Raw genomic sequence first — 17,586 nt, 5'->3', positions numbered from 1 at the left:
CATTCCTTTCGCTGCTGTTTTTATTCGACGTTCGAGTATTCAAAAGTCTCTTCGAGTATCACGGTCGAATCTCGGACTATCCGATAAGAGGCACTTTCACCTTCGGCTATTTGCAATTCAATGCGATGAGACTGATCTTCAGTTATTGTAAACTCCTCAAACGGCTCCACCATGGTCTGGGTATTGTCCTGAATATAAATCTGGACGGTTTGCTCCACAGGCTCTTCCCCTTCTGCCGCAGGTTCAGCCGGTTCATAAGGAATCTCCACTGTATGGATATAGGTTTTCATCGGCTGTTCTGCCTCGCCGGAGGACAAGACCACTTCAATGGTGCTGCGGGCTTCCAGTTGTTCGCCTGCAGCAGGGGTCTGGGACATGACTCGTCCGGCTTCGACTTCATCCGATGCCTGTTCTGAGACAATGCGGATATTAAAGCCGGAAGAACGGGCATATTCATTCAGGTTTTCTTCTGTGAACCCGGCTAAATCCTCCACATTGCGCAAGTCTTTCCCTTTGCTGACGATAAATTCCACATCCGTTTCACTGATGATCACTTCTTCTCCAGCTGCCGGTTCCTGGTTTAAAATAGTCCCCACGGGCTCGTCAGAAAACTCTTCTACAGGTTCCACTGATGCGAAATTTTCATCTTTCAAAGCTTCGGTAGCCTCTTCTAGCGTATCACCGACAAAATCGGCCATTTCCGCTCTTTCTTTCCCCATGCTGACAAACAATTGCACTTCTGTTTCACGATCCCGCATTTTCCCAGCTTCCGGAATCGTTCGGATAATGTGGTTTGCTTCTATTTCTTCCGAATATTCCTCGGTCTCCACTCCGGCTACAAAGCCGGCTGCCTGCAATTCTTCCACCGCCTCGTTATGCTCCATCTCTGAAACATCCGGTACAGCGACTTGCCTCGGTTCGAACAGGCCAGGAAAAGCGATGGCCAGAACCAATCCGCCAATCAGCAGAAAAGCCAAAACACCTAAAATCCAAGGCCATTTCTTTTTCTTCTTTTTCGCAGGGGTTGCCTGTTCTTTTTTCACTTCATTCAGCGGCAACGGCATCGTTTTTGTATCTGCCACACTGGTATAAGCCGCTGGATCTTTGATTGCCGGCATCGCCCGCGTTTCATCCTGGTCGACAGGGATTGTGAATTTTGGTTCATTTAGCCGTTCCGGCAATAAAACGGTAGCCAGATCTTCTTCCATTTCATCTGCGGACTGATAACGATGCTGTATATTTTTTGCAGTCGCTTTCAAGACGACATTTTCAAGGCTTTGCGGCAGGTCGGGGACCGTGTCCCGCAAAGAAGGGGTTTCCGTCTGAAGATGCTTCAAGGCAATCGACACAGCCGACTCGCCTGAAAACGGCAGCTTCCCTGTAATCAATTCGTACATGACGATTCCGAGTGAATAGATATCGGATTTTTTATTGGCGGTACCGCCTCGCGCCTGCTCTGGCGATAAATAATGGACAGTTCCCAGCACAGAATTTGTCTGGGTATAGGATGTTGCACTTAAAGCCATCGCAATACCAAAATCGGAAATTTTCACATTGCCTTCCGCATCCATCAGAATGTTCTGCGGCTTGATGTCCCGGTGGACAATCTGGTTATGGTGGGCATGTGCCAATGCCGATGCCAATTGCTTCATAATCTCGACTGCCCGTTCAGGGGAAACCGGTGAATGGTCGATTATGTAATCCTTCAAGGTTTTTCCTGGAACATATTCCATCACCAAGTAATGCACTGAACCGTCTTCGCCCACATCAAAAATATTGACGATGTTCGGATGCGCCAAGCTGGTGGTGGACAGGGCCTCTCTTTGGAAACGCCTCCGCAGCTCTTCTTCATTAGAAAAATCATAACGGAGTATTTTGATGGCGATGTCCCGATCCAAAATCATATCATGTGCCAAATACACATTGGACATTCCGCCGCCGCCGATCAACTCCTTGATCTTATAGCGGCCATTGATGCTTTTGCCGATCAGCATGTTTATACCTCCTCATCCACAGAGGACAGAAGAATCAATGAAATATTATCTTCTCCTCCAAGATCATTGGCCAAGGTTACCAGCTCCTGCCCTTTTTGGGACAAAGGAACTGCAGATCGGACGATGGAGGCAAGTTCTTCTTTCGAAATCTTATTGCTTAAGCCATCTGAACAAATCAAGAGGTACGCAGCTTTGCCAAAGGAGAAATCGATCATTTCCCTTTCAATCTCGGCTTCAGTGCCAAGCGCCCGGACGATCCAGTTTTTCTTCGGATGTTCTTCGGCTTCTTCCTGGCTGATTTCCCCGCTGTCCACCAACACATTGACATAGGAATGGTCCCGCGTAATCTGTTCGATCGATTCATTGATGAGGTAGGCACGGCTGTCGCCGATATGGCATAAAATGCCTTCATTGCCCTCAATCAATGCAGCAATCAGCGTGGTTCCCATACCTTTGCATTCCAGATTCTCCATCGAGTGGTCATACACCGATCGGTTAATCATCTGTACACGGTCGGAAAGCCATTTTTTCTTGTGATCGAGCGTTGAAAATGCCTCTTCCCCGTCCTCCAAAAAATAATTGCTCAGTTGGTCGACAGTCATTTTGCTGGCGACATCTCCAGCTTTGTGTCCACCCATCCCATCGGCCACTATAGCGAGGATGAGTCCGTTCGGACGTTTTAGTACGGCTACGCTGTCTTCGTTCACTTCACGAATTTTGCCTGTATCACTTTCAACCACATACTGAAACAATTCATGACACCCCGATTCTAATCTTTTCCTGCTTTAAGCAGTTGCTGTCTTTTGGGTCTTTTTGAAAGCCGCAATGAAAAAGCCGTCGCTTCCATAATCCTGGGGGAATACTTGGACAAATCCTGTATGTTTGATGCCCATAGCTGCCGGCAATGCCGCCTGAATTTTTTCCATTTCAGGATGCTCTTTCAAGAACCGTTCAGCCGTGCCTCTGTTTTCGACTGCATCCACTGTGCAGGTACTGTAGACAAGGATGCCATCTTCTTTCAATAACCGGGCTGCCTGGTCCAGCAATTCAATTTGGATTTCTTGCAAACGCGCAAAATCCTCTTCTTTTTTCGTATATTTGATATCGGGTTTCCGCTTGATGACACCCAATCCACTGCAAGGTGCATCCACAAGAATGCGGTCGAATTTCTCTTCACCGAAGCGCTCGACGCTTTGTTTGCCGTCGCCCACTACAGTTTCGATGACCGTATGGCCCAAACGCTCGGCCGTTTCATCAATCAGTTTCACTTTATGCTGATGCAGGTCAAGCGCATAAAGCGTTCCGCTATTGTTCATCTTTTCAGCGATATGGGTGGTTTTCCCTCCCGGTGCTGCACACATGTCAAGCACCGTCATGTCGGGTTGGACCTGCAGTGCGTATGCCGGCAGCATCGAGCTTTCATCCTGTATCGTGATAAAGCCTTTTTCGAATGTCGCCGTCCGTGCAGGCTGTCCATTTGTGACGATCAGACATTCCGGAATCAATTTACTCGGCACCGCTTCCAACTCTTCGGACTCGAGCATTTCAATCACTTCTTCAACAGTTGCCCGTGCCGTATTGACCCGCACGGTCTGCGAAGGTGTCTTGTTGTTTTCCAACGCCATTTCACGTGTTTTTTCCAGACCGAACTGCTCTGCCCAGCGTTTGATCATCCAAATCGGATGGCTCGTTTCAATGGAAATTTTTTCATATGGGTCGCTGATTGTATTGAACGAACGGACGCCGTTGCGCTGAACTGAACGCAGCACGCCGTTGACGACAGAAGCGACGCCGCCATGCCCACGGCGTTTAGCGATTTCCACCGCTTCATGGACGACTGCATGTGCCGGAATCCGGTCAAGATAGACGATTTGATACAGGGACAATCTCAACAAGGTTTTAACCCATGGCTCGATTTTCCCTTTCAAATACGGTTCCAGGTAGTAATCCAGTGTCATTTGATGCTGCAGCGTGCCGTAGGTGATTTCCGTCAGCAAGCCTCTGTTTTTTGCGGCAATGCCATAGCTTTCGATAGTTTGGTGCAGCAATAGGTTGCTGTAGGCCTGTTTGTTTTCAACTGCCCACAGAATCGAGAATGCGGCGTCGCGGACATTCCCTTGAAGTTTTTTGTTTTTCATTCGAATAGATCTCCTGCCTGGATTTTAGGTCCTTTTAAATACTCTTTTGCTGTCATGCGTTTTTTGCCGGATGGCTGCAGTTCAGTGATGGCCAAAACGCCTTCGCCGGTCTGTACCAATATAGCATCATCAGTCAGTCCGACCACTTGGCCTGCTTGGCCGCTTGCAGTTGACGAATCTTTTTCCGTCCACCAGATCTTCATATTGTCGCCGTTGAAAGTCGTATAGGCGACCGGCCACGGATGGAGGCCGCGAACCTGATTGTAAATGGCTGCGGCTGATTTCGACCAGTCGATGCGCTCCTGCTCACGTGAAATATTCCGCGCGTAGGTAACTTTCTGTTCGTCCTGGGGAATGCGTTTATTCGTACCCGCAATAATCGATGGCAAGGTTTCCTTCAGGAGATCACGCCCCGCAACGCTCAATTTATCGAACATGCTGCCGGTGTGATCCTGCTCTTCGATCGGCACGGTTACCTGCGTTATGATGTCTCCCGCATCCAGACGGTCCACCATATACATGATGGTGACGCCGGTTTCTTTTCGGCCATCCATGATGGCCTGATGGATCGGTGCGCCTCCGCGGTATGCCGGAAGCAGCGATGCGTGGACATTGATCGCACCCAGTTTGGGCGCTTCCAGCAACTCGCTCGGCAAAATCTGTCCAAAAGCTGCTGTGACAATCAAATCCGCATCCAGATCGAGGACGTGCTGAAGCTCTTCCGGATTTTTCAGTTTTTCCGGCTGGTACACCGGCAATCCGAGACGCATCGCCTCTTCTTTCACCGGTGTCGCCGTCATCACTTTTTTGCGTCCGACAGGCCGGTCCGGCTGCGTTACGACTGAAACGACTTCGTAGCCTTCCTCGACCAGCATACGCAGAATCGGTGCCGAAAAGGCAGGTGTTCCCATGAATATGATTTTGGTCAAACCTGTTCCTCCTCTTCTTCCTGCTGGCGGATCATTTCATCTAATTCTTCCTGCGTGACGTATTTAGTGATTTTGCTGGTGAACAGGATGCCATCCAAATGATCCATTTCATGCTGGATCGCGCGGGCTTCGTAGCCTTCCGCTTCCAGCTCGTACCAAGAACCGTCGCGCTCCTGCGCTTTGATTTTGATGTGGTCATAGCGTTCTACTTCGCCGAATATTCCAGGGAAGCTCAAGCAGCCTTCAATATCCGTTTCCGCTCCTTCAAACAGCACCAATTCCGGATTGATCATTTCAATCGGCTCCTGGCCTTCACGGAAATCCACGATAGCGGCACGGACTGCCACCCCCACTTGAGGTGCGGCAATGCCGACGCCATCCGATTCAATCATCGTTTCATGCATATCGTCCAAAAGAACCGCTAAGTTCTTATCAAAAGTCGTGACAGGCTGACATTTCGTCTCTAATACTTCGTTCGGGTGCTTTACTACCATTCGAATTGACATATTCATTTCCTCTTTTCTGTTACATGACCGATGTCGGATTCATATCGATCGACAGCGTGGCTCCTTTTTTCAGCCATTCCGTCCGATGGATTTTAATCAATTGCTGCATCGTATCGGTCAGTTTCGGTTCTTTTTTGTATTTTATCAAACATTGATAGCGATATCTATTGTTGACACGGGCAATCAGCGAGGCCGAAGGCCCGATGATCAAGGTGTTTGGAGACAACTGGTTCTTCAGGTACCGGACCGTTTGATCCGCATATTCCGCTACTGTCATCAAATCTTCATGGGTAAACTGGATGTTGACCACGTAATAATACGGCGGGTAGCCGCTTGCTCTGCGCATGGCCATTTCCTGTTCATAGAAAGGTTCATACAATTGGTCTTTTGCCAACGTAATGGCGTAATGTTCCGGTGTGTACGACTGGACAAAAACTGTGCCGGGAAGAATATCCCTTCCGGCACGGCCGCTGACCTGTGTCAGCAGCTGATAGGTTTTTTCCGCCGCGCGGAAATCGGGCAAATGCAGGGTCGTATCTGCCGACAGCACGCCAACTAAAGTGATGTTCGGAAAATCCAGTCCTTTTGCGATCATTTGAGTGCCCAGCAGGATATCTGCTTTGCCATCGCCGAAAGCGGAAAGGATTTTCTCATGGGCCCCTTTATTGCGGGTCGTGTCGACATCCATCCGAAGAACCCGTGCTTCCGGCACCACTTTTGCCAGCTCTTCCTCGACCTTCTGTGTACCGGTTCCGAAAAACCGGATATGCTCACTTTCACATTCCGGACAGGTTTTCGGTACGCGTTCATCATAGCCGCAATAATGGCATTTCATGGTTTCGCTCGACCGGTGGTACGTCAGGGAAATATCACAGTTCGGACATTGCATGACAGTTCCGCAATCACGGCATAGCACAAACGACGAATAGCCCCGTTTATTGAGGAACAGCACGGTTTGCTGCTTTTTCTCCAAACGGTCTCGGATAGCGTCCGCCAATTGCAGCGAAAACATGGACCGGTTGCCGGTGCGCAGCTCTTCCCGCATATCGACAATATGGACCTCTGGCAAAGGCTGATTTTTTGCCCGTTTTTCCAGCACCAACAATTCATAGACGCCTTTTTGTGCACGTGCATATGACTCCAGCGAAGGTGTCGCGCTGCCCAGAATAACCGGGCAATTATGGTGCTCACTGCGCCAAATGGCCATGTCGCGGGCGTGATAGCGAGGAGAATCGTCCTGCTTATAGCTCGATTCATGCTCTTCATCGAGGATGATCAAACCCAGGTTCTGAAACGGCGCAAAAATGGCTGAACGGGCCCCGACAACAACTTTCACTTCTGCGCGTTGGATTTTTCGCCATTCATCGTATTTTTCGCCAGCCGACAATCCGCTGTGGAGAACCGCCACCTGATCGCCAAAACGCTCTTTAAAGCGAATCGTCATTTGGGGCGTCAATGAAATTTCCGGCACCAGCATGATCGCTTCTTTGCCCTGCTTCAGCACCTGATCGATCGTCTGCAGGTAGATTTCCGTTTTCCCGCTCCCTGTGATGCCATGCAATAGGAACGTTTTCGGTGTATTCAGCGCGTTTTCAATCGAATCAAAAGCAATTTGCTGCGCTCCTGTCAGTTGGAGTGAGGACTTTTGCTCAATCACTGTCTGCAATTGCGGATCCCGGTAGGATTCCATATTGGAAATCTGTGCCGCTCCTTTTTCCACTAAACTGTAGATCGTCGGCAATGACACGGCTGCTTCTTTCTGAAGTTGCGAAGATTCGATCGAACGGCCTGCATTTTTCAGGAAAAATTCCATCAGCTTGAGCTGCTGCTTGGCGTTGGCTCGAATTTCAATGGCTTCCAGCTGTTCGGTGCTGTCAGCGATATGGATCATCCGGACTTTTTTCACAGCGGTCTGCTGCTGGATATCCGTATCAGCAAGGATCGTGCCTTTTTCCATTTCCTGCTTCAACAAGCCATAGACATCCACTGCATCCTGCAACCGGATAAAGGACCGTTTTTCAAAATATGGACGCAAGGGAGCAGCGATCTCTTCAAGCGGTGCGTTCAGCACAAAGCGTTTTTCGTATTTTGCACGCAATGCTGCCGGCACCATGACCTGCAGCGCGTCAATTTCAAAGCACACGGTCTGTTCTTTCATCCATTGTGCCATTTTCAATAACTCTTCATTTAATACTGGCACAACGTCCATCAGTTCATGGATCGGTTTCAGGCGTTTCGGATCAAACTCTGAGAACGGCTTGATCTTGGTGATGAACCCAAGCACTTTGCGGTTGCCAAACGGCACTTTTACACGCATTCCCGGCTCTGCCAGCACTTCCACTTCTTTCGGAATGGCATAATCAAAAGGGCGGTCAATCGGATGTGCGGCGACGTCCACAATGACTTCAGCTATCATGCGGCTCTTCCTTATCCGTGATCATTTCAAGCAATTCGCGCGCCAGTTGTTGTTTGGACATCAGTTCAAAAGCTTGTTCAAAGCCGTTTTTGCCGTAGACCGTCACCCGGTTTGTATCCGATTCAAATCCTGCCTGTGCTTCTGTTACATCATTGGCGATGATGTAATCTGCGTTTTTCCGTTCCAATTTATCTTTGGCGTATTGTCCGACGTCGTTGGTTTCAGCCGCAAAACCGATCAACACCTGATTTTTCTTGTGTTGGCCAAGATGCTGAAGAATGTCGACTGTCCGTTCGAGAACGATGGTCGAACCGCCTTCCTGTTTCTTCATTTTCTGCTCGGCAACCGTTATGGGCCTGTAATCGGCTACTGCCGCAGTTTTAATGACGTAACTTGCCGTATCAAATTGGGCTTCGACTGCCTGAAGCATGTCTTCTGCACTTTCCACCAGTATCCGGGTGACGCCGCTCGGTACCGGCAATGAAACCGGTCCGCTGATCAAAATGGTTTCTGCACCCATTTCCGCTGCTGCACCGGCCATGGCATAACCCATTTTGCCGCTTGAGAAATTCGTCAGGAACCGGACTGGATCGATTCGCTCGCGTGTCGGTCCTGCCGTCACAATCACTTTTTTGCCTGCCAATTTATGTTCACGCGTAAAAAACCCTTTGACCAGCTCCGTAATTTTTTCCGGTTCTTCCAAGCGGCCTTTGCCGACATATCCACAGGCCAAAAAGCCTTCGGATGGCTCGATAAAGCGGATCCCGTCTTCATGAAGCTGCTGGATATTGCGCTTCACCGCAGGATGGTCATACATATGGACATTCATCGCCGGAGCAATCCAAATAGGGGCTGTTGCTGCCAGTAACGTTGTTGTGACCATATCATCACCGATGCCGTTTGCTAATTTGCCGATGACATTGGCGGTCCCCGGAGCTACGATGATCAGGTCTGCCCAATCCGCGAGATCGATATGTGCGATGACAGAAGAATCCTTTTCATCAAATGTATCTGTGTAGACATCGTTTCTGGACATGACCTGAAACGTCAACGGCTGCACAAATTGCTGCGCCGAACGGGTCATGATCACTTTTACGGAAGCGCCGGCCTGCGACAACTTGCTGACAAGTGCAACAGCCTTATAGACAGCAATTCCTCCACTGACACACAATAGGATTTTACGATTCTCCAACAATCCAAACACCCTTTCTAAACAACAAACTCCCAAAGAACAAGTTTGCTCTGGGAGTCGTCTGTTGCGATTAATGGTTAAATTTCGTCTTCGTATACTGCAAATTCATCTTGTTTTTCCTGCGTTAACACGCCGGCAGCCACTTCTTCCAGTGCTTTTCCGACCGATTTTGTTGAAGTATATGAGTCCAGTTTTTCATCACCGTGTTCGTGCAGTTGGCGCGCGCGTTTAGAAGCAAGCGCCACCAGCGAGTATTTTGAATCAATTCGGCTTTTCAGTTTATCAACGGATGGGTATAACATCAGACATTCTCCTTTAGCATATCAAAATATCGTTTTTCAACACGTTCACGCTTGCAATGTTCTGCAATGATGATGGCATTGATTCGGTCACAGGCATTTTCAACTTCATCGTTTTCTACAACATAATCGTATAAATTCATCATTTCCAATTCCTGGCGGGCAGCCAACAGCCGGGAAGCGATGACTTCATCCGATTCCGTGCCGCGGCCCACCAGCCGTTCTTCCAGCTCCGATAAACTCGGTGGCGCTAAAAAGATGAACAAGCCATCAGGAACTTTCGAACGGACTTGAGCTGCCCCCTGCACTTCGATTTCCAGAAATACATCACGGCCCGCATCCCGCATCTTGTTGACATACTCAAGCGGTGTACCGTAATAATTCCCGACGAATTCCGCGTATTCAAGCAGTTGATCCTGTTCGATCAATTCTTCAAACTCAGTCCGTGTCTTGAAAAAGTAATCGACTTCATCAACTTCCCCTTCCCGTGGCGCTCTTGTCGTCATCGAGATGGAGTATTCGTAATTTGTATCCGGCTGTGAGAACAGCTCTTTTCGTACCGTGCCTTTGCCAACACCCGAAGGCCCTGATAGGACGATCAGCAGTCCACGTTGGTTTCTCATTTTATCCCTCATTTGCCTCATCATCATTTTCTTCTAAACGCAAGAGCGCTGTCTCTGCAGATACCGCAGAAATCACCACATGGTCACTGTCCATAATAAAAATCGACCTGGTTTTTTTCCCGCTGGTCGCATCAACCAGCAATCCTCTGCTGCGCGATTCCTGAATTAGCCGCTTTGCCGGTGCAGAATCTGGTGTAATGACTGCCACAATCCGGCTGACCGAAACTGCGTTGCCTCCGCCAAGTGAAATAAACTTCACGTTTTTCGCCAAACTCCTCACCACCGTTCACAGCTGATCATTATTCTTCGTTTTCTAACTAACTGTCTTATTATATCATAATACACCGAGAAAATGATAAGATGGAACAAAACGATTTGAAAGAGGGATATTTAATGGCATTTGATGGATTATTCACAAAATCGATGACTAGCGAACTGCAACAGCTGGTCACCGGCAGGATTTCAAAAGTTCATCAGCCCAATCAGCTTGAACTGCTTCTACATATACGTGCCCAAGGAAAAAACCATAAATTGTTGATTTCGATCCACCCGTCTTATTCACGGATTCATTTGACGGCCGCAGCAAACGTCAACCCGTCAGAACCACCCATGTTTTGCATGTTGCTTCGCAAGCATATCGAAGGCGGCGTCATCACAGAGATTTCCCAATACGGGATGGACCGTCTGATCATGTTGAAGATCAAAGCAAAAAACGAAATCGGCGATGACATCGAACGCGAACTGCATGTCGAGATGATGGGACGGCATTCGAATGTCATCCTGATCGACGCAGAACGGACGATGATTCTCGACAGCCTGAAGCATTTGCCGCCGAGCGTCAATTCATTTCGCACCATTCTGCCTGGGCAGCCGTATGTCTTCCCACCGTCCCAGGAGAAAAAAGACCCGTTTAGTGGGGTCGATGAATTAGCCGGCACCGATCCGAAAGAAATCGTCGGCCAATTTTCCGGCTTTTCTCCATTGAATGCACGGGAACTTGCCTTTCGCCTGGAAACTTCGGATAACAAATCCGAAACTGCCAACGCCTTTCTGGCGGATTTCCTTAAAGCCCAACCGACAGGCCATTATGTGGAGCATGACGGCAAAAGCTTCTTCTCTGCCACTCCCCTGACCCATATCGGCGAGAGCGGGCTGGAATTTCCATCACTCGGCGAATTGCTCGACCGGATGTATTATGCCAAGGCGGAACGCGATCGCGTCAAACAACAGGCCGGTGATCTGGAAAGATGGCTGCAAAATGAAATTTCCAAACTGAAACTGAAGTTGAAGAAATTGAAGAAAGAACAAGATCAGGCAGAAAAACGCGACACGCTTCAATTAAACGGCGAATTGATCATGGCCAATCTTCACCGCATCACTAAAGGCATGAAGGAAATTGAAGTCGACAATTACTACAACGATGAAAAAGTGACCATCACTTTGGATCCACGGAAAACACCGATCGACAACTCGCAGCGCTATTATTCGCGCTATCAGAAAGCGAAAACAGCAGTAGTCAAAACCCAGGAACAGATCGACAAGACCACAGAAGACATCGAGTATTTCGAGACCTTGATGTCGCAGGTCCAGCAAGCCGGCATTTCTGATATTGAAGAAATCCGTGAAGAGCTCGCTGAGCAAGGTTTTATGAAAGCCCAAAAGTCGAAGAAAAAGAAAAAGCCGACAAAACCTTCTGTCGAACCTTATGTGTCTTCTACGGGCACACCGATTTCTGTCGGCAAAAACAACAAGCAAAACGATTATGTGACGTTCAAGGTAGCTTCTAAATCCGATACATGGCTGCACACCAAAGATATTCCCGGTTCACACGTCATCATCCACGACAGCAACCCGGATGAGACGACGATTCTGGAAGCCGCTACCATCGCCGCTTACTTCAGTAAAGCGCGTGAGTCGTCTTCCGTTCCTGTCGACTACACGGAAGTGCGCCAGGTCAAAAAACCGAACGGCTCGAAACCTGGATTTGTCATTTATTTCGAACAGAAAACGGTATTTGTCACACCGGACGAAGAACTTGTGATTAAATTGAAGAAATAGCGGTAGCTAAAAGGGCTGTCCCAAAAGGTCATGAAAAATGACTTTTGGCGACAGCCTTTTTGCGCTCTTAACATAAAAGATTTATTTGTTTACATAATAATTATATTAAAAACTAAAAGAGTTTTCTCATAAGTTAGGCTCAACCCATTGCTCTCCCCAGTGGTAAATGCTATGTTCTTAAAGGACTTAACTATAAGGGGGCTTTACACGTGTATACATATGCTACAAAACACAAGATGCTTTTGGCCACTGGTGCCGTTGCAACCTTGCTGCTCGCAGGATGCGGCAGCGAAGAAAGCGCACCTGAGGAAACGAAAACTGCTTGGGATGAAATCCAGGAGCAGGGATCAATGACTGTCGCCACTTCCGGAACCTTGCTCGCCACTTCTTTCCGTGACGCCGATTCCGATGAATTGACAGGCTTCGAAGTTGAAGTGGTACGGGAGCTCGGCGAACGCCTGGAGCTTGATATCGATTTTACGGAGCTTGGATTTGACGAAATGCTGACAAGTGTCAATACCGGCCAGATCGATATGGCCGCCAATGATATTGAAATCACTGAAGATCGTGCAGAAGAGTTCATCTTTTCAACGCCGATCAAGCATTCTTACGGCACCGCGGTTGTTCGAAAAGACGATTTATCCGGCATTGCCAGCCTTGAAGAATTAGAAGGCAAGAAAGCGGCCGGAGCTTCTACATCGATCTATATGGAAATTGCACGCGATTACGGCGCTGAGGAAGTGACCTATGACAATGCCACGAATGAAGTGTACTTGCGCGATGTGTCAATCGGCCGCACGGATGTCATCTTGAATGACTATTATTTATCGACATTCGGCGTTGCAGCTTTTCCTGAGCTGAATATCACCATTCATCCGGATATCAAATATGCACCGTCCGAGGTCGGCCTTGTCATGAACAAAGACAACACCGAGCTTGCTGAAAATGTCAATAAAGCCTTGGAAGAAATGCTTGCAGACGGCACCATCACAGAAATCTCAGAAGAATTTTTCGGCGGTGCAGATGTCTCGGTCAAACCGGATATTGAAGAAAATTAAGCAGGAGGTTGTCTGATGAATGACATTGAATGGGGATTGCTTTTTGACCCTGCCTTAGCTATCGAATCTCTGCCGTACGTATTGGAAGGCATTGGTTATACTTTGCTGATATCGATGGTCAGTATGATCATCGGGATCATCATCGGCTTTTTCCTTTCCCTTGCCCGCACTTCCCGGTTGCAGATTCTGCAATTTCCCGCACGCCTGTATATTTCCTTTATGCGTGGTGTTCCAATACTGGTCATCCTGTTCTTGCTGTATTTCGCCTTGCCGGTTATCGGCATTGAATTTACAGCTGTGCAGGCGGCTTTGATCGGCTTCACCATCAATAGTGCAGCTTATATTGCCGAAGTGTTCCGTTCTTCGCTGGCATCGGTGGATAAAGGCCAATGGGAATCTTCAACTGCGCTGGGATTGACCTATTGGCAAACCATGCGCCGCATCATCCTTCCGCAATCTGTGCGGATTGCAGTGCCTCCTTTATCGAATGTCTACCTGGACCTGATCAAAGCCTCTTCTTTGGCTGCCATGATCACCGTTCCGGAGATTTTCCAAAAGGCACGGATTGTCGGTGCCCGTGAATATGATCTGTTGACTATGCTGATCCTGGTGGCATTGATCTACTGGGCCATCTGTTCTGTGATGACCATTCTGCAGAACTATCTTGAAAAACGTTACGCTGATTATCTATAAAGAAAAAGGCATCCGGGACAAAATCTCCTGGATGCCTTTTTGTGTTCATCCCGTTGCTTCTTCTGCCATATAAATAACCTCCCACATATGGCCGTCCAAATCCTTGAAACTCTTGAGGTACATAAATTCATCATCCATTTTCTCACTTGCTTGTTGAGCACCTGCTTTGAACGCAGCGTCAACCAGTCGATCCACTTCTTCTTTGCTGCTTGCCGAAATGGCCGTGATCACTTCCGCGCTGCTTGCGGTATCGGCAATTTCTCTTTTTGAGAAACTCTTGAAAAATTCTTCGGTCAGCAGCATCCCGTAAATCGAAGGTCCGATAATCATGCATGCGCCTTTTTCATCTGTCATCTGTTCATCAAAACCAAATCCAATTTCTTCAAAAAAAGCTTTGGACCGCTCCAGATTCTTCACCGGCAAATTGACGAAAATGTGGCTGGATTGGACACTCATGTTTTCTCCCTCCTTTCCTTTGATTTTGTTATTACCATTATTCGCCACCAGATTCAAATATCCTGCAAAATAAAAAAGATCCCCACAATGAGGATCTTTCAGGCAAGCCGGTACCGCATTATCGACGGCAGCAACAATAAACTGCAGGCAAGACAAGCAGCACACTGATGATGAAGCTCCACGTGCCTGCAAAAGGAGCAATAAAGTTTAATACAAAAAGTGGTCCCACCATCATGATTGAAGCGAGAATGCGCGATAAAAACTGGACTTTATGAAGCATACCGCAATTGGGACAGGTGATGGGTTTGTAGGCAAGCCATACTGATTTGTTGATTTGCTTCCAGGTAAAAGGCGTTTGGCAATCTACACATCGCTGCATCAGTTGCCGGTCTTCAATTCATCCACATATTGTTTTGCTTCCAGCAAAGACCAACCGAATTCTTGTCTCGTACGTTTGACGGCTTCGACCATTTTCCCTTTTTGCAGAAGTTCCCGAAGTTCTTCATTGAGATTAGGCTCTGCTATTTTTTGGCCTTGCGTAGCGTCTTGGAGAAGTTTCTCCACATGCTTGATTCTGGTTTCCAATGCTTTTATCCGCTGTTCCGTAGCATTATAAACGATGTAGCCAAATACCAGAACGGCTCCAAGTATAATCATGATCCATGACAAATCCATTTACTCAGCACCTCTCAAATAAGTTTTTCCGCGTTGATAAAATCCATCCATTTCTTCTTTCGGCACTAAAGCACCACCGGTTGACCAGACGACGTGATTAACGGCCGACATGCGGATTTGATTCGTTTCGGCGTAATCTGTCGCCTGTATTTTCAACGGACCCAGCAATCCCGCAGTAGCAGATGGCTCAACGAAGATGCCTTCACTGTCCGCCAGCAGCGCCAATAATTTAAACAGCTCCTGATCCTCCACAGTGTAGATGCCGCTGACGGTTTTTTCGCTGATGCCCGAGGCGAAGCTCGAAGGCCTGCCGACCGCCAGTCCATCCCCTTCCGTGACATTGTCGATGCCGAAATCCTGGACGCTGACCTTGTCTTTTTCGCCGGTCATCAAACCGATCAGCACTGCAGGCGAATGGGTCGGCTCCACGAAAAAGCAATGGACTGCGTCACCAAAGACCTGCCGTAGACCGAACGCAATGCCTCCGGGAGCTCCGCCCACTCCGCACGGCAGGTAGACAAAGAGCGGATGATTGGCATCCACTTGGATATTTGCATTCTCCAATTGCTGTTTGAGGCGGAACGCAGCAACACTATAGCCTAGAAACAAGTGCTTAGACTTTTCATCGTCCACGAAATAAGCATCCGGCTTGGCGAGTGTTTCTTTGCGCCCTGCCAAAATGGCTTCGCTGAAATCCCCTTCGAATTCGACCACTTCCGCCCCTTTATCACGCAACAGATCTTTTTTCCATTGCTTGGCGTCCGCGGACATATAAACGGATACTTGAAACCCAAGCTTGGCGCTGATGATGCCGATACTGAGGCCCAGATTTCCCGTGGACCCAACACCAATAGAGTAACCGCTGAAAAATTCTTTAAACCGTACGGATGAAAATTGTTCGTAAGACTGCTCTTTTGTCAGTAAGTTCGCTTCCATAGCCAACTTTTCCGCATGATGCAGCACTTCATAGACGCCGCCGCGAGCTTTAATGGATCCTGCAATCGGCAATTCGTTGTCGCATTTCAAAAAAAGCCTGCCCGGCAGATTTCTGCAATAGTTGGCGCTGAGCTGCTCTTTCATGTTAGGAATTTCGCGCAGCGGCGATTCGACAATGCCTTTTTCTGAGGCCGTATCCGGAAATTCAGCTGCCAGATAAGGTGCAAACCGCTGCCATAGCTGTTCTGCATGCTCCATATCTTCCAGACCGACTGGCAGGCCGGACATGTCAGCCATCTTTCGAAGATTCGGATTCAGCCAGACTACCGGATTCAAATTAATGATGTTCTTCAACAATGGATATTTTTCGATCAAGCTGTTTAATTTCTGTTGTGCCATACTCATCATCCAAATCCCCTCTCTGTCATTCGTGCTGTTAATTTCATCATACAGGACGAGCATAAAAATTTCAGTTTCTCTTTAGAAGATCCTATTCTGTCCGCTTATACATTAGTTTGCTTACTGCCAGAAAAACCAAACCGGTGAGAAGGAAAATCCACCATTCCAATTTGACGACTGGGCCGAAATCATCGAACAGCCAAGCTATCAAAGCAACACAGGCAAAAGCTCCGGCACCATATAACCCAGCTTTCACATAAGCTTGCCATTTCTTTTTATCCTTTTGAAATACAGATGAACGGACAATTTTAAAAATGACCATAACGCCGATGACTGCCACCAGTATCACCGACAGCAGCATGAGCAGCAAGTTGCCGAGCGCAATGCTGTTATCCACCGGCCGAAAAAACGAGACAATCAGGCTAATGACTCCAAAGGTGGCCGCAAACCAGCCCGTTAAACCGATGATCTGTGAAGCGCTGAACCATAAAACATTTCGTCGGTTTTGGCTCGGCAAATTTTCAATCAGTTCATCTGCGTATTTCTGAGGAGACTCCCCAAACAACTCTTTTGCTGACTTGCCATCTTCCTGCGCCTCCACCAAATGGTCCAAGAGGTCCATAAGTATCTCTTCTCCAGCATGTTCATCGATTCGAAGATCGGTCCTTAAATACAAAAGTATATCTTCGTATACTTTTTCATTGTCATGGTTCAGCAATCCTCTTTTCTCATTGTTCTCCTCGATCAATTCAGCTGTTTTCCTCATCTTCTCCACCCCTTTTCAGTAATTGGCTGACCGGTTTGGCAATTTCCAGCCATTCAGCAGAAATTTGATCCAGCTCCGCCTTTCCCTCATCGGTTAAAAAATAATATTTTCGGTTTGGCCCTGATGCAGAAGGCCTCATTTCCCCGCGGATAAAGCCGTTTTTCTGCAGTCTCAGCAACACCGGGTAAATAGTGCCGTCACTGATGTCCGGCAGACCGATCCCCTGCAGTTTCTGCGACAGTTCATAGCCATAGACTGGCTGCTCTTCCACTACCGCCATAACGCAAGCATCCAAAACCCCTTTCAGCAATTGGCTTCTGAGAGCCATGCCTATTCCTCCTCATGGTACTTGGCGATACAAGATAGCTATCTAAAAAAATAACTACCTTGTATAACCAATTAGTTGATTTTATTGTATTCGACTCCACCTCTTCTGTCAATAGTTACA

At 47.9% G+C, this 17,586-nt stretch carries 19 protein-coding genes; 3 read left to right on the top strand and 16 right to left on the bottom strand.

Annotated elements, in window-relative coordinates; genetic code table 11:
- Positions 1-20 precede the first annotated feature (20 nt).
- From pknB to ACRC6Q_RS06690, 10 genes are all read right to left on the bottom strand, one after another.
- A complete protein-coding gene (gene pknB / locus ACRC6Q_RS06735; RefSeq protein ID WP_431466099.1) occupies positions 21-1,994 on the bottom strand; it encodes a Stk1 family PASTA domain-containing Ser/Thr kinase in 1,974 nt (657 codons plus the stop codon).
- Positions 1,995-1,996: 2 nt separating this feature from the next.
- Positions 1,997-2,746: a Stp1/IreP family PP2C-type Ser/Thr phosphatase gene (locus ACRC6Q_RS06730; protein ID WP_431466098.1), complete on the bottom strand. Its 750-nt coding sequence runs from the start codon at positions 2,744-2,746 to the stop codon at positions 1,997-1,999.
- Between the two features lie 33 nt (positions 2,747-2,779).
- Complete coding sequence (rsmB, locus tag ACRC6Q_RS06725) at positions 2,780-4,132, bottom strand: 16S rRNA (cytosine(967)-C(5))-methyltransferase RsmB (RefSeq protein ID WP_223633320.1); 1,353 nt, start codon at positions 4,130-4,132, stop codon at positions 2,780-2,782.
- On the bottom strand, positions 4,129-5,061 hold the full coding sequence (gene fmt, locus ACRC6Q_RS06720) for a methionyl-tRNA formyltransferase (RefSeq protein ID WP_223633322.1): 933 nt from the start codon (positions 5,059-5,061) through the stop codon (positions 4,129-4,131). Before fmt ends, rsmB begins: the two co-directional genes overlap by 4 nt.
- Positions 5,058-5,567, bottom strand: a complete 510-nt coding sequence (gene def / locus ACRC6Q_RS06715) for a peptide deformylase (RefSeq protein ID WP_223633325.1) — start codon at positions 5,565-5,567, stop codon at positions 5,058-5,060. Before def ends, fmt begins: the two co-directional genes overlap by 4 nt.
- A gap of 19 nt (positions 5,568-5,586) precedes the next feature.
- Positions 5,587-7,983: a primosomal protein N' gene (gene priA / locus ACRC6Q_RS06710; protein ID WP_223633329.1), complete on the bottom strand. Its 2,397-nt coding sequence runs from the start codon at positions 7,981-7,983 to the stop codon at positions 5,587-5,589.
- Positions 7,973-9,178, bottom strand: a complete 1,206-nt coding sequence (coaBC, locus tag ACRC6Q_RS06705) for a bifunctional phosphopantothenoylcysteine decarboxylase/phosphopantothenate--cysteine ligase CoaBC (RefSeq protein WP_223633332.1) — start codon at positions 9,176-9,178, stop codon at positions 7,973-7,975. The genes priA and coaBC overlap by 11 nt, the downstream gene beginning before the upstream one ends.
- Before the next feature lie 74 nt (positions 9,179-9,252).
- Positions 9,253-9,477 (bottom strand): DNA-directed RNA polymerase subunit omega, encoded by a 225-nt coding sequence (gene rpoZ, locus ACRC6Q_RS06700; protein ID WP_223633335.1) that lies wholly within the window; start codon positions 9,475-9,477, stop codon positions 9,253-9,255.
- A complete protein-coding gene (gene gmk / locus ACRC6Q_RS06695) occupies positions 9,477-10,097 on the bottom strand; it encodes a guanylate kinase (RefSeq protein ID WP_223633348.1) in 621 nt (206 codons plus the stop codon). Before gmk ends, rpoZ begins: the two co-directional genes overlap by 1 nt.
- A gap of 1 nt (position 10,098) precedes the next feature.
- Positions 10,099-10,368 carry an extracellular matrix/biofilm biosynthesis regulator RemA family protein gene (locus ACRC6Q_RS06690; protein WP_223633350.1) on the bottom strand — a complete coding sequence of 90 codons (270 nt, stop codon included), beginning with the start codon at positions 10,366-10,368 and terminating at the stop codon, positions 10,099-10,101.
- Positions 10,369-10,490: 122 nt separating this feature from the next.
- Here ACRC6Q_RS06690 and ACRC6Q_RS06685 point away from each other — a divergent pair, with 122 nt between their 5' ends.
- The 3 genes from ACRC6Q_RS06685 (at position 10,491) to ACRC6Q_RS06675 (ending at position 13,906) form a co-directional block, all read left to right on the top strand.
- Positions 10,491-12,155 carry an Rqc2 family fibronectin-binding protein gene (locus ACRC6Q_RS06685; protein ID WP_223633351.1) on the top strand — a complete coding sequence of 555 codons (1,665 nt, stop codon included), beginning with the start codon at positions 10,491-10,493 and terminating at the stop codon, positions 12,153-12,155.
- Between the two features lie 236 nt (positions 12,156-12,391).
- Entirely contained in the window at positions 12,392-13,213 is an 822-nt protein-coding gene (locus tag ACRC6Q_RS06680) for a transporter substrate-binding domain-containing protein (protein WP_223634860.1), read from the top strand.
- 12 nt (positions 13,214-13,225) lie between these two features.
- The gene (locus ACRC6Q_RS06675) at positions 13,226-13,906 is read left to right on the top strand and encodes an amino acid ABC transporter permease (protein ID WP_223634862.1); all 681 of its coding nucleotides are present in this window, start codon (positions 13,226-13,228) and stop codon (positions 13,904-13,906) included.
- Positions 13,907-13,951: 45 nt separating this feature from the next.
- On the opposite strand, the gene ACRC6Q_RS06670 is transcribed toward ACRC6Q_RS06675, so the two are convergent.
- From ACRC6Q_RS06670 to ACRC6Q_RS06645, 6 genes are all read right to left on the bottom strand, one after another.
- Complete coding sequence (locus ACRC6Q_RS06670; RefSeq protein WP_223633354.1) at positions 13,952-14,362, bottom strand: VOC family protein; 411 nt, start codon at positions 14,360-14,362, stop codon at positions 13,952-13,954.
- Between the two features lie 118 nt (positions 14,363-14,480).
- Positions 14,481-14,741 (bottom strand): TIGR04104 family putative zinc finger protein, encoded by a 261-nt coding sequence (locus ACRC6Q_RS06665; protein ID WP_431466097.1) that lies wholly within the window; start codon positions 14,739-14,741, stop codon positions 14,481-14,483.
- Positions 14,741-15,037 carry a hypothetical protein gene (locus ACRC6Q_RS06660; protein WP_223633377.1) on the bottom strand — a complete coding sequence of 99 codons (297 nt, stop codon included), beginning with the start codon at positions 15,035-15,037 and terminating at the stop codon, positions 14,741-14,743. The genes ACRC6Q_RS06665 and ACRC6Q_RS06660 overlap by 1 nt, the downstream gene beginning before the upstream one ends.
- The gene (locus ACRC6Q_RS06655) at positions 15,038-16,378 is read right to left on the bottom strand and encodes a D-serine ammonia-lyase (protein WP_431466096.1); all 1,341 of its coding nucleotides are present in this window, start codon (positions 16,376-16,378) and stop codon (positions 15,038-15,040) included.
- An 85-nt stretch (positions 16,379-16,463) separates the two neighbouring features.
- Complete coding sequence (locus ACRC6Q_RS06650) at positions 16,464-17,138, bottom strand: DUF1129 family protein (RefSeq protein ID WP_223633380.1); 675 nt, start codon at positions 17,136-17,138, stop codon at positions 16,464-16,466.
- Positions 17,122-17,466, bottom strand: coding sequence for a PadR family transcriptional regulator (locus ACRC6Q_RS06645; protein WP_223633383.1), 345 nt, complete (start codon positions 17,464-17,466; stop codon positions 17,122-17,124). Before ACRC6Q_RS06645 ends, ACRC6Q_RS06650 begins: the two co-directional genes overlap by 17 nt.
- Positions 17,467-17,586 lie beyond the last annotated feature (120 nt).

This window comes from Planococcus sp. SE5232 (assembly GCF_050686535.1).
Taxonomy (GTDB): domain Bacteria; phylum Bacillota; class Bacilli; order Bacillales_A; family Planococcaceae; genus Planococcus.
The sequence above is the reverse complement of the archived record's forward strand: the minus strand, read 5'-3'. Positions and strand labels throughout refer to the sequence as shown.